Here is a 12,526-nt window from a genome sequence, read left to right on the forward strand (position 1 = left end):
GCACGCCGCACGCCATTTCGAAGCCCTCAACTTCCTATCGACGCCAAGCCGTACCTGCCATGAAAACCAGACTTCTCCTCCCGCTGACGCTGGCCCTCGCGCTGGCCGGATGCGCCTCCGTGGGCCCCGACTACAAGGTGCCGCCGGAGTCGGTGTCCCAGCGGCCGAGCGCGCAATCGTCCTTCGTAGAAGCGCAGGACGATGTGTACCGGCAAGAGGCGGTGCCCGGCCACTGGTGGCGCCTGTACAACGACCCCATGCTGGACGGCCTGGTGGAAAAGGCCCTGACCGCCAACACCGACCTGCGTGTGGCCAGCGCCAATCTCGAGCGCGCCCAGGCCGCGCTGCAGGAGACCCGCGCCCAGCAGCAGCCCACCCTCGGCGTCAACGCGTCGCCCACCTTCGGTCACGTGTCCGGCCTGCAGGAACTGCAACCCGGCATCGATCCTCCCAACCGCTGGTCGTATTCCACCGGCGCCAGCGTGTCGTATCAACTCGACCTTTTCGGCCAGATCCGCCGCGCCGTGGAAGCCTCCACCGATGACGCGCAGGCCGCGCAGGCCGCCTACGACGCCACCCGCGTCACCGTCGCCGCCGAGACCGCGCGTGCCTACGCCAACCTGTGTGCCGCGGGCATGCAGCTCGCCTCGGCGCAGCACTCCGTGCAGGTCCAGAAGGAATCGCTCGACGCCGTCAGCCGCCTGCAGCGCGCCGGCCGCGGCACCACGCTGGACGTCACCCGCGCGCGCAGCCAGCTCGAACAATTGCAGGCCAACCTGCCGCCCTTCCAGGCCCAGCAGCGCACCGCGCTGTACCGCCTGGCCGCGCTGACCGGCCAGACGCCGCACGAGATCTCCCCGGCGCTGCTGCAATGCGCCACCGCGCCGAAACTGACCGACACCATCCCGGTCGGCGACGGGGCCGAACTGCTGCGCCGCCGCCCGGACATCCGCCAGGCCGAGCGCACCCTGGCCGCCTCCACCGCGCGCATCGGCGTGGCCACGGCCGACCTCTATCCCAAGATCACACTGGGCCTGTCGGCCGCGTCGGGCGGCCCGGCCACCCTGTTCGGCGACCGCGGCACCTTCAGTTGGAGCGTCGGCCCCCTCATTTCCTGGACCATCCCCAACACCGGCGCCGCGCAAGCGCGCATCGCGCAAGCCGAAGCCAACACCAAGGCCGCCGCCGCGCGCTTTGACGCCACCGTGCTGAACGCCCTGCGCGAAACCGAGAGCGCGCTGGTCGTCTACGCCCGCCAGCTCGACCGCGACACCGCCCTGCGCGCCGCCCGCGACCAGAGCGCCGAAGCGGCGTCGCAGGCTCGGCGCTTGTTCCAGTACGGCAAGACCGACTACCTGACCGTACTGGACGCCGAACGCACGCTGGCCAGCAACGAAAGCGCGCTGGCGGCGTCGCAGGCGGAGCTGAGCAGCGACCAGATTGCGTTGTTTCTGGCGTTGGGCGGGGGGTGGGAGAAGTAAGGACGTTTCCGGCCGCTTCGGCCGGACGATGCAGGCGCGTCAGCTCAATGCACCGTCGTCCCATCCGGCGGCGTCTGGTTCAGCCCCAGCGCCGCTTCCCAGCTGCGCAGCGGCACGCAGGTCTGCAGGCGCACGATGGCGCGCTGGATCAGGGCGGGATGCAGTTCATGGCCGACCTGGGAGGCGATGTCGATGGTGGAGTCGCCGTGCAGTTCGGCCAGCCGGGCCTGCGCCGCCTGGGCGTTGGCCACGGCCATGACGGGATCGTTGGCGCCGTGCAGCAGATGAATGGTGGTGTATTGCGGCGCGGTTTTGGGCAGTTGCGCGTAGCGGCCCGAAAACGCGAGGACGCGGCCGGCCATGCCGTCGTGGGCCTGCACCAGTTCCAGCGCCATGATGGCGCCTTGCGAAAAACCGGCCAGCGCGGTGTCGGATTGCAGCAGGCCGAAGCGCGCCTGCGCGTCGCGCACGTAGGCTTCCAGGGGCGGCATTGCCTGGGCCACGCGGTCGGCGCGGTTTTCCTCGGTGACCCCGCGCACGGAGAACCACTGCCGGCCGGCGCCGCCGCCGTCGAACGGTTCGAAGCCTTCGGGGATCAGCACGGCCGCGCTCGGGAAGGCGGCGCGCAGCGCCTGGGCGAGAGGCGCCAGGTTGTCGGGTGACCCGCCCACGCCGTGCAGCAGAATGAAGAGCTGGCGCACGTCGACGCCCGGATCGGGAAGAAATTCGATAGAACTGGAAGACGCCATGAAACCGCTCCGTACTGGCTTGGGGACGTCAAACGGCGCCCCGATTGCCGCATTGTAAAAGGCGCGCCGCCTGGGAGCCTGCCCGGGTTTGCTGCGCGCCGCCCGGCGCGTCACCTGGCCATGATAGCGCCGGGACGAGCCCTGGGCACCGGCCCGTTCGTGGCCCGCGGCGCAGCACATGGCGATACGTCCGGCGGGTCTAAGTCTGGCCCCCCAGCCCGGTCCCCGGCGCCAAAGCCGGTACAATACTGTATATTCATACAGTCATTTACCACCAGGCGTCCCCGCCATGCAGTCCCCCGAACGTATCCATCCCGCGCTGTGGCGCGCCACGCAGTTGGCCCAGGGCGCCGCACGCACCCTGCCTACCGGGCATGCGGCGCTCTCGGCCGAACTGCCCGACGGCGGCTGGCCGCTGGGATCGCTCGTCGAACTGCTGACCCCGCACCCCGGCATCGGAGAAATCCGCCTGCTGCGTCCCGCCCTTGCCCAGCTGGAAACACGCCGTCCCATTGCCCTGGTGCAGCCGCCGCATGTTCCCCACATCGCCAGCTGGATGAGCTGGCGGCTGGATCCCCGGCAATTGCTCTGGGTGGCGCCTGAAAAGCCGGTCGACGCCCTGTGGGCCACCGAACAGATCCTGAAAAACGGCAGTTGCGGCGCGCTGATCTGCTGGCTGCCCCATGTGCGCCCCGAATCCCTGCGCCGCCTGCACCTGGCCGCCCAGGCCAGCGACCTGCTGTTCATCGCCGTGCGCCCGTCCCGCGCCGCGCAGAACGCCACGCCCGCCGCCCTGCGGCTGGCGCTGGCGCCTGCGCCGGGCGGCTTGTCCGTGCACATCCTCAAGCGCCGGGGGCCTGTCTGCGACACCCCGCTGTACGTGGGCCTGGAGCCCGGCGCCCTTACCCCTTCCACTCCCCGCCATGCGCCTCTGGATCGCCGCCTGCCTGCGCTGCCTGCCGCTGGACGTCATACGCCCGCACTGGCCGCATGAACAGGAGGCGTTCGCCGTTCTGGACCAGGAACGGGTCGCCGCCCTGACACCCGCCGCCCGCCAGGCCGGCGTGACGCCCGGCATGCGCCGCGCGGGCGCGGCGGCCATCGCCCCCGGCGTGGAACTGCTGCCGCGCAATGCGCAGGCCGAAGCCGAGGCCCTGCAGGGCGCGGCGCTGGCCTTGCTGCAGTACACCCCTGAAATCGCGCTGGCCGACGGCGACACCGTGCTGCTGAACGTGGGCGCCAGCCTGATGTTCTTCCGCGGGCCGCGCGCACTGGCACGGCGGGTGGCCGCGACGCTGCGCGCGCTGGACCTGCGCATGACCCTGGGCATGGCCCCCACCGCCACGGGCGCCTGGCTGCTGGCGCGGCGTGCCGGCCGGGGCGTCCCCCGGCGCACGCTGAAGCTGTCCACCCTGGCGCGGCGGCTCGATGCCCTGCCCCTGTCGCTGCTGCCCCAGGCGCACGACCGCCGGCACTGGCTGGACGACATCGGCTGCCACACGCTGGCACACCTGCGCGCCCTGCCGCGCGCGGGCCTGCAGCGGCGCAGCGCGCCCGACCTGCTGCAGGCCCTGGACGCCGCCTACGGCCAGGTGCCCGAACTCCACCGCTGGATCGAACCGCCGCATCGGTTTTCGCGGCGCATCGAACTCATGGACTATATGGAGCACACCGACGCGGTGCTGGCCGTCGCGGGCCGCCTGGCCGAACAATTGGGCGGCTGGCTGGCCGCCCGGCAGTTGGCCGTCCAGCGCGTGGTGCTCAGCATGGACCACGAACGCGGCCGCCACGCCCGGCCGCCCACCGAACTGGAACTGGCCCTCGCGCAGCCCGTCTGGCAGGCGCGGCAGCTCCTGCCGCTGCTGCGCGAAAAACTGAACCACTTCACGCTGGAAGCTCCCGTCATCGCCGTCACGCTGCAGGCGCCCGACACGGTCGAGCAGCCCGCCGCCAGCACCACCCTGTTTCCCGAGCCGGGCGGCACCGCCGCCGACCACGCGCGGCTCCTGGACCTGCTGGTGGCGCGCCTGGGCCGCGACCGGGTGCGCCACGCCCGGCCCGTCGCCGACCACCGCCCCGAGACCGCCAATGCCTGGGGCGACGCGCTGGCCGCGCCCCAGCGCCCCGACCCGCTGCCGCCCCTGCTCGAACGTCCCTTCTGGCTGCTGGAAACCCCGCAGCCCCTGAAGCTGTCCGGCCATCGGCCCCAATACGGCGGGCAGGCGCTGCGGCTGATGCGCGGTCCCGAACGCATCGAAAGCGGCTGGTGGGATCCGGTCCTGACCGTGCGCGATTACTTCGTCGCCGAAGACGCGGCCGGCGCGCGCTACTGGATCTACCGCGAGCGCGATGCCGAGGACGCCCGCTGGTTCCTGCACGGACTGTACGCCTGACATGCGCGACGACGACGACGCCCCCGATCCGCTGGACCCGGCTGACACCCTGGCCGGCTTGCCCGGCTATGCCGAGCTGCAATGCCAGTCCAATTTTTCCTTCCTGCAGGGCGCCTCGCACCCCGAGGAACTGGCCGCGCGCGCCGCCGAACTCGGCTACGCCGCGCTGGCCCTGACCGACGAATGCTCGCTGGCGGGCGTGGTGCGCGCCCACACCGAGGCCAAGACCCTGAAGCTGCCCCTGATCGTCGGCGCCACCTTCCAGTTGCGCGCCGCGCCCGATGCCGCGCCGCTGGGCCTGACCCTGCTGGCGCAGACGCGCGAAGGCTACGGCAACCTCTCCGAACTCATCACGCTGGCCCGCACCCGGGCGCCCAAGGGCGAGTACCGGCTCTCCCCGCAAGACCTCGCCGATCCGCCCGGCGGCTACGCGCATCTACGCAGCCTGCCGGAATGCCTGGCCATCCTGACGCCCGCCTACGGCACCGACGCCGACCGCATGGCCGAGCAGGCGAGCTGGCTGGCGCGCCTTTTCCCCGGCCGCGCCTGGGTGGGACTGACCCTGTTGCACCAGTCGCGCGACGACCTGCACCGCGCCGCCGTCGAACACGCGGCCCAGGCGTCGCAACTGCCCGTGGTAGCGGTCGGGCAGGTCCAGATGCATATCCGCTCGCGCAAGCCGCTGCACGATACGCTGACCGGCATCCGCACCCGCCGGCAGGTGTCGCAATGCGGCTACGAACTGTCCGGCAATGCCGAACAACACCTGCGCAGCCGCATGCGGCTGGCCAGCCTGTACCCGCCCGACGCCCTGGCGCAGACCCTGGCCGTGGCGCGCCGCTGCACGTTTTCGCTGGACGAGCTGCGCTACGAATATCCCGACGAGATCGTGCCGCCCGGCCATACGCCGGCCAGCTACCTGCGCCAGGAGGCGCTGGCCGGCGCCCGCCGGCGCTTTCCGGCGGGCGTGCCGGACAACGTGGCCGCGCAGATCGAAAAAGAGCTGGAGCTGATCGCCGACCTGGGCTACGAAGCCTACTTCCTGACGGTCTACGACATCGTCCAGCACGCCCGCAGCATCGGCATCCTGTGCCAGGGCCGGGGCTCGGCCGCCAACTCCGCCGTGTGCTATTGCCTGGGAATCACCGCGGTGGACCCGCAGCGCGGCAACAACCTGTTCGAACGCTTCATCAGCAAAGAGCGCAACGAACCGCCCGACATCGACGTGGACTTCGAGCACCAGCGGCGCGAAGAAGTCATCCAGTACATCTACGGCAAGTATGGCCGCGAACGCGCCGCCCTGACCGCCGTGGTCATCTCGTACCGGCCGCGCAGCGTGCTGCGCGATACCGGGCGCGCGCTGGGGGTGGACCCGGGCGTCATCGATGCCGTGGCCCGCGCTCACCAGTGGTGGGACGGCAAAAAAGAAATGCTGCGCACGCTGGGCGCCTGCGGCCTGGACCCCGAATCCCGGGTGGCTCGCCAGTGGGCGTCGCTGGCGCAGACCATGATGGGCTTTCCGCGCCACCTGTCGCAGCATCCGGGCGGTTTCGTGATCTCGCGCGGCAAGCTCTCGCGCCTGGTGCCCATCGAGAACGCCGCCATGCAGGACCGCAGCGTCGTGCAGTGGGACAAGGACGACCTGGACGCCCTGAAGCTGCTGAAGGTGGACGTGCTGGCGCTGGGCATGCTGTCGGCCTTGCGCCGCACGCTGGAACTGGCCAGCCAGCGCCGGGGCCGGCCGCTGACCCTGCAGGACATCCCCGAAGGCGACGCGCCCACCTACGACATGATCTGCGATGCCGACACCATCGGCGTGTTCCAGATCGAGTCGCGCGCCCAGATGACCATGCTGCCGCGCCTGCGTCCGCGCGAATACTACGACCTGGTGGTGCAGGTGGCCATCGTGCGCCCTGGACCGATCCAGGGCGGGATGGTCCACCCCTACCTGCGGCGCCGCCAGAAGAAAGAGCCCGAAACCTACCCCAGCGAAAGGGTGCGCGGCGTGCTCAGCCGGACCATGGGCGTGCCCATCTTCCAGGAACAGGTGATGCAGATCGCGGTGGTGGCGGCCGGCTTCTCGCCCGGCGAGGCCGACCAGTTGCGCCGGTCCATGGCCGCGTGGCGGCGCAAGGGCGGCGTGGACAAGTTCCGCGTCAAGCTGGTGGGCGGGCTGCTGGCGCACGGCTACACGCTGGAGTTCGCCGAGGCCCTGTTCCGGCAGGTGGAGGGGTTCGGCGAATACGGTTTTCCGGAAAGCCATGCCGCCAGCTTCGCCCTGCTGGCCTACGCCAGTTCCTGGCTCAAGCGCCACGAACCGGAAGCCTTCCTCGCGGCCCTGCTCAATTCCCAGCCCATGGGCTTTTACGCGCCCGCGCAACTGGTGCAGGACGCCCGGCGCCACGGGGTCTGCATCCTGCCCGCCGACGTCACCGTCAGCGGCTGGGACGCCGCGCTGGAAGAACCGCCTCCCGGCCATCCGGGCGCCGCGCGCCGCGCGCACGCCCACGCGCCGCCGGCCGAGCCGCCCCGCCCCGCCGTGCGGCTGGGCCTGGGCCTGATCCAGGGCATGCGCGAGGACGCCGTCCGCCGCATCGAGGCCGCCCGGGCCGACGCGCCCTTTGCCAACACGGCCGACCTGGCCCGGCGCGCCGGACTCAACCGCCACGACCTGAACGCGCTGGCCGCTGGCGACGCCCTGCGCACGCTGGCGGGCCACCGGCGCCAGGCCAGTTGGGAGGCCGCCGCCAGCGTGCAAAGCCGCGACCTGCTGCGCGATGCCGAAATCGTGGACGCCCAGGCCCCGCAACTGTCCGCCCCGACCGAAAGCCAGACCGTGGCCGCCGATTACCGCAGCGTGGGCCTGACGCTGCACAGCCATCCCGTGGCGCTGCTGCGCCCCCAACTGGCCGCGCGCAATTTCCAGCCGGCCTCGGTGCTGAACGGCTACCCCAACAAGCGCGTCGCGCGCGCCTGCGGCATCGTCACGGTGCGCCAGCGCCCCCAGACCTCCAAGGGCGTCATCTTCGTGACGCTCGAAGACGAGACGGGCCCCGTCAACGTGGTGGTGCGCCCCGACCTGATCGAACGCCAGCGCCGTGAACTCCTGGGCGCTACGCTCTTGGGCGTGTTCGGCGCCTGGCAGAGCGTCGACGGCGTGCGCCACCTGATCGCGCAGCGGCTGGTGGACATGTCCGACCTGCTGGGCGGACTGGCGGCGCACAGCCGCAACTTTCACTGAGGTTTTCCGACCTGGCCCCTTTTCGGGGCCCCCGGCCCGCCGCGGACCGTTGCAGGGCGTGCACGCGCCCGGCGCGCCCTAAGCACAGCGCCTCGCCGCTGGTCTATCATGGCTTTTTGTCCGCTCGTTGTAAGGAGTCCTACATGATCCGCAAGCTGATCCCCTTCCTGCTGGTTGCCAGCCTGGCCGCGTGCGCCAATACCGGCGGCTCGCGCACGTCCAGCGCGCCGGCCTCCAGCTCCTCGGATGCGTCCTCGAGCGTCGGCGCCGGGACTTCCTACGGTTCGTCGTCGGCCATGCCCGGCAGCACCAGCGGCAAGACCTGCGACGCGGGCCCGCTGCAGTCGCAGATCGGCCAGAAGGCCACGCCGTCCGTCATGGAAGACCTGCGCACGCGCAGCGGCAGCACCACCGCGCGCATGCTGCGCCCGGGCCAGGTGGTCACGATGGAATACAACAACACCCGCCTGAACCTCATCGTGGACGACAAGGACGTCATGACCGCGATCCGCTGCGGCTAGGCCACTCCGGCGGCGGGCGGCACATGGGGCAGGAACGCCCCCGCCACTTCGAACGCGCACTCTTCGCGCGCGATGTCGATCACCCGGGAGACCACCGGGTTGACGATGTTCTTCTTATGGACCGCGTAGTAATTGATGGTCGGCAGGTCCGGCTGCACATTCAGCCGGCACAGCGCCCCGCGCGCCACCAAGGGCGCGAAATACGCGCCCGGCAGGTAGCTGATGCCCAGGCCCAGCATCGTCAGCTGGGCCATCATTCCCAGGCTGTTGCACGTCAGCACGCGCTTGACCGGCATCCCCTGCTCCGCGAACCAGGCGTCATACAGGTGCGAGAGCGCGGAATTCGTGGGTTGGGAAATCACCGGATAGGGCGCCAGGTCCTGCGGCGTCAGGTTCGCCGAGACATCGATATCCAGCGCCGGACTGGCCATCCAGACATTGGTGACCGCGCCCAGGTGGGTGCAATCGTACTGGTAGCCCCAGAACGGCCCCGGCATGATCGCCAGGTCCAGCTCGTCCTTTTCCAGCCGCTCGTACAGCGTGATGCCGCCGTCGATCTCGGGCATCAGCTGCACGCGCGGGTAGCGCTGGCTGATCTGCTTGATCAGCCCCGCCAGCCAGGTCATGCCGACCAGTTCCGTCACGCCCAGCCGCACCACGCCCTCGAAGCTGGCCGGATCGGCCATGTTCTGGACGATGCGGCTGTTCAGTTCCAGCATCTGGCCCGCCAGCTCGAACAGCTTGCGGCCCTGCGGCGTCATGAGCAGCTTCTTGGCCCGCCGCTCGAACAAGGGCGAGCCGGCAAAGGCCTCCAGTTCCCCCACCCGCTTGGCCACGGCCGATTGGGTGGTGTGCAGCTTGCGCGACGACGCGCTGAAGCTGCCCAGTTCGGAACTCCAGTAGAAAGCCTCTAGCTGTTTGAGGGTGTACATCGCCGCGGACGAAGAAAAGCGCATGGAAACCCTCACATTATCCTCGCGGCCGCGCGGCCCCGGGAGTTCAGCCGCGCGGATGCAGGATGTCCGCCAGGAAACGCTGGGCGCGCGGATGCGCCGGGGCGCTGAAGAAGCGCTCGGGCGTGTCCACTTCCAGGATCTCGCCCGCGTCCATGAACACCACGCGATCGCACACGTCGCGCGCGAAGCCCATTTCGTGGGTCACGCACACCATCGTCATGCCGTCCTTGGCCAGGCCCTTCATCACCTGCAGCACCTCGCCCACCATCTCCGGGTCCAGCGCGCTGGTCGGCTCATCGAACAGCATCACCGGCGGCTGCAGGGCCAGCGCCCGCGCGATCGCCACGCGCTGCTGCTGGCCGCCCGACAGCGATCCCGGATAGGCGTCGATCTTGTGCGCCAGCCCCACGCGGTCGAGCAGGCCGCGCGCCAGTTCCACCGCCTGCTTGCGCGGCTGCTTGCGGATGTTGACGGGCGCAAAGATCACGTTCTCCAGCACGCTCATGTGCGGGAACAGGTTGAACTGCTGGAACACGAAGCCGATCTTCTGGCGCAGCGCGTTCAGGTTGGCGCCCTTCTCGTAGATATCGGCGCCATCGATCAGGATGCGGCCCTTCTCGATGGGCTCCAGCCGGTTGACGGTGCGGATCATGGTGGACTTGCCCGACCCCGACGGGCCGCACACCACCACGACCTCGCCCCGCGCCACCGCCAGGTCCACATCCTTGAGCACATGATGCTCGCCGTACCACTTGTTGACTTTCTCGAGTTTGATCATGTTTTGTTCCTTTAGGCCATGGCGCGCGAGCGGCGGATGCGCAGGTCCAGCCAGCTCACGCCGCGGCTCAGGCTGAAGCACACCACGAAGTAGATGATGGCCAGGATGCCGAACACCTGCAGCGGCTGGGTCAGCACCAGGTTGTTGACCTGATTGGCGGCAAAGGTCAGTTCGTTGACGCTGATGACATAGCCCAGCGAGGTTTCCTTGATGGTGGAGACGAACTGGCTGGTCATGCTGGGCAGCACGTTAAAGAGCGCCTGCGGCAGCACCACCTTGCGCATCGTCGTCCAATAGCCCACGCCCAGCGAGCGCGAGGCCTCGATCTGACCGCGCGGCACCGCCTCGATGCCGGAGCGGATCACCTCGGACAGATAGGCGCTTTCATAGACCACCAGCGCGAAGATCAGCGTCCAGAAGCCGCTGACCACCTGGCCGGTGAGCTTGGGCACGACGAAATACGCCCAGAAGATCAGCATCAGCAGCGGCATCCCGCGCACCACATTGACGAGCGCCTTGCTCGCCGTGCGCAGCCAGCCGTAGGGGCTGACCCGGGCCAGCGCGATCAAAAGCGCCAGCGGCAGCGACATGGCCAGGCCCAGGGCCGCCAGAATCAGCGTCAGCGCCAGTCCGCCCAGCGGGCCGTTCGGGTATTGGCCCACGAGCAGCGTGGGCCAGTATTGCATCAGGAGATCAAGCACCATGGCCTCCGCGGTTCAGACGATAACGGGCGTAGAGGCGCGATCCCAATGCCATGATCAGGAACGATCCCAGCAGGTACATGATCGTCGCCGCGCCGAAGGTGGCGAAGGTGCGGTAGGTCTCGTTTTCGATTTCCCGCGCCTGGTAGGTCAGCTCCATCACCCCGATCGCCATGGCCACGCTGGTGTTCTTGAACAGCAGCAGCGCGCGGCCGACCAGCGGCGGAATCGAGATGCGCACCGCTTGCGGCACGATCACGAAGCGCATGCATTGCAGATAGCTTGCGCCCAGCGCCCGCGCGGCCTCGAACTGGGTGCCCGGAATGGCGCGCAGCCCGCTGCGGATGTCTTCGGCGATGTAGGCGGCCGAACCCAGCGCCAGCGCGATCGCCGCCAGCGACATCTCGGCGTTGTGCGCGTACAGCCACATGCGAAAGCCTTCCGGCAGCAGCTCGGGCATGCCGAAATACCAGAACAGCACCTGCACCAGCAGCGGCACGTTGCGGTGGTATTCGACATAGGCGTCGACCAGCCAGCGGCACGGGGCCAGGTTGGTGGCGCGCACCACGACCAGCGTCACCGCGATGGAAAACGCCATGACCCAGGCGACCAGGAAAAGCTGCACGGTGACGGCCATGCCGCTGAGCAGTAGCTGGTATTGGGAAGCGTCTAGAAAGCTCATAAAACTATCAATCTCCTGCGATCGGGCACTCGACGCCAAGCGTCACGGCTCCCCGCGCGTTGCCTGGCGTTGCCTTGCAAGACGCGGGAAGCCGTGACGGGGCCTGGCGAAAGACAGCGCTGCGGTCCGCGCCCTCAGCCGGCGATCGGGCCGATCTTGAAGCTGCGTTCCAGCTTGTAGGGCGTTTCCGGGCCGAACCACTTGTCGAACAGCTTGCCGGCCGCGCCCGAGGCCTCGGCCTCATCCAGCGCCTGGTTCACCGTTTGCAGGAAGCGCGGTTCGGACTTGCGCACGCCCAGGCCCCAGGGCTCGTCGAACACCGCCTTCGGGATCACGCTGACCGGCGCCGTCGGCGGGCTTTGCAGCACCAGGCGCACCAGCACCAGCTCGGAGGCGAACTGCGCGTCCACCTTCTTCTGCTGCAGGGCCAGGTAGGTGGCCGAGCTGTCGCCATAGCCGATGACCTGCGACTTGTCGAGGATGCGCTTGATTTCGCGCTCGGAGCTGGAGCCCTTGGTCGCGCCGATGCGGCGGCCGTTCAGGGCTTCGATCGAATCCAGGCCCGAATCCTTGCGCACCAGCAGCTTTTGCGGGCTGACGTAATAGGCGTGGCTGAAGGCGATCTGCTGGGCGCGGTCGGGCGAATAGCCCAGGTTGGCCGCCAGGATGTCGACGCGCCCTTCGTTCAGTTCAGGCACGCGCGCCGCCACGGACAGCAGCTTGTAGTTGATCTTGACGCCCAGCTTGTCGGCGACGAGCTTGCAGACGTCCACGTCGTAGCCCACGAGCTGGCGCGTCGCGCCATCCTGGAAGCTGAACGGCTGCGAGGTGCCCAGCGTGCCGCAGATCAGCTCGCCGCGCGCCTTGATGTCGTCCACCTGGTCGGCATGGGCAAGTCCGGCCATGCCCAGCGAGGCCAAGCCGAGGCAGGCGGCAAATAGAGTGTGACGCTTCATTGTTGATTCCCCTTGAATGGTTGTGTGGTGAACAGACTGGATGTGGCGCTGAATGAATCGCTCCGGCG

General features: G+C 69.3%; 11 protein-coding genes. 5 read left to right on the forward strand and 6 right to left on the reverse strand.

Features of this window, described 5'->3' with window-relative positions:
• Positions 1 to 59: 59 nt before the first annotated feature.
• Positions 60 to 1,481: an efflux transporter outer membrane subunit gene (locus tag BXA00_RS25375; protein WP_076521139.1), complete on the forward strand. Its 1,422-nt coding sequence runs from the start codon at positions 60 to 62 to the stop codon at positions 1,479 to 1,481.
• A gap of 44 nt (positions 1,482 to 1,525) precedes the next feature.
• On the opposite strand, the gene ypfH is transcribed toward BXA00_RS25375, so the two are convergent.
• Positions 1,526 to 2,230 carry an esterase gene (gene ypfH, locus BXA00_RS25380; protein WP_076521140.1) on the reverse strand — a complete coding sequence of 235 codons (705 nt, stop codon included), beginning with the start codon at positions 2,228 to 2,230 and terminating at the stop codon, positions 1,526 to 1,528.
• 289 nt (positions 2,231 to 2,519) lie between these two features.
• Between ypfH and imuA the strand changes: the two genes are divergently transcribed.
• The 4 genes from imuA to BXA00_RS25400 all read left to right on the forward strand — a co-directional run bounded on the left by imuA (position 2,520) and on the right by BXA00_RS25400 (position 8,385).
• Complete coding sequence (gene imuA, locus BXA00_RS25385; protein WP_076521141.1) at positions 2,520 to 3,224, forward strand: translesion DNA synthesis-associated protein ImuA; 705 nt, start codon at positions 2,520 to 2,522, stop codon at positions 3,222 to 3,224.
• Positions 3,154 to 4,623 (forward strand): DNA polymerase Y family protein, encoded by a 1,470-nt coding sequence (locus BXA00_RS25390; RefSeq protein WP_076521142.1) that lies wholly within the window; start codon positions 3,154 to 3,156, stop codon positions 4,621 to 4,623. The genes imuA and BXA00_RS25390 overlap by 71 nt, the downstream gene beginning before the upstream one ends.
• A gap of 1 nt (position 4,624) precedes the next feature.
• Positions 4,625 to 7,864 carry an error-prone DNA polymerase gene (locus BXA00_RS25395; protein WP_076521143.1) on the forward strand — a complete coding sequence of 1,080 codons (3,240 nt, stop codon included), beginning with the start codon at positions 4,625 to 4,627 and terminating at the stop codon, positions 7,862 to 7,864.
• Positions 7,865 to 8,007: 143 nt separating this feature from the next.
• Positions 8,008 to 8,385: an I78 family peptidase inhibitor gene (locus BXA00_RS25400; protein WP_076521144.1), complete on the forward strand. Its 378-nt coding sequence runs from the start codon at positions 8,008 to 8,010 to the stop codon at positions 8,383 to 8,385.
• Here BXA00_RS25400 and BXA00_RS25405 read toward each other — a convergent pair.
• The 5 genes from BXA00_RS25405 to BXA00_RS25425 all read right to left on the reverse strand — a co-directional run bounded on the left by BXA00_RS25405 (position 8,382) and on the right by BXA00_RS25425 (position 12,458).
• Complete coding sequence (locus BXA00_RS25405) at positions 8,382 to 9,317, reverse strand: LysR family transcriptional regulator (RefSeq protein ID WP_076522119.1); 936 nt, start codon at positions 9,315 to 9,317, stop codon at positions 8,382 to 8,384. The two genes, BXA00_RS25400 and BXA00_RS25405, sit on opposite strands and share 4 nt — an antisense overlap.
• Positions 9,318 to 9,384: 67 nt before the next feature.
• Positions 9,385 to 10,119 (reverse strand): amino acid ABC transporter ATP-binding protein, encoded by a 735-nt coding sequence (locus BXA00_RS25410; protein WP_076521145.1) that lies wholly within the window; start codon positions 10,117 to 10,119, stop codon positions 9,385 to 9,387.
• A gap of 11 nt (positions 10,120 to 10,130) precedes the next feature.
• Positions 10,131 to 10,820, reverse strand: a complete 690-nt coding sequence (locus tag BXA00_RS25415) for an amino acid ABC transporter permease (protein WP_076522118.1) — start codon at positions 10,818 to 10,820, stop codon at positions 10,131 to 10,133.
• Positions 10,813 to 11,502 carry an amino acid ABC transporter permease gene (locus tag BXA00_RS25420; protein ID WP_076521146.1) on the reverse strand — a complete coding sequence of 230 codons (690 nt, stop codon included), beginning with the start codon at positions 11,500 to 11,502 and terminating at the stop codon, positions 10,813 to 10,815. Before BXA00_RS25420 ends, BXA00_RS25415 begins: the two co-directional genes overlap by 8 nt.
• A gap of 134 nt (positions 11,503 to 11,636) precedes the next feature.
• Positions 11,637 to 12,458: an ABC transporter substrate-binding protein gene (locus BXA00_RS25425; protein ID WP_076521147.1), complete on the reverse strand. Its 822-nt coding sequence runs from the start codon at positions 12,456 to 12,458 to the stop codon at positions 11,637 to 11,639.
• Positions 12,459 to 12,526 lie beyond the last annotated feature (68 nt).

Origin of the sequence: Achromobacter sp. MFA1 R4, assembly GCF_900156745.1 — a bacterium.
Lineage (GTDB): Bacteria > Pseudomonadota > Gammaproteobacteria > Burkholderiales > Burkholderiaceae_B > Achromobacter.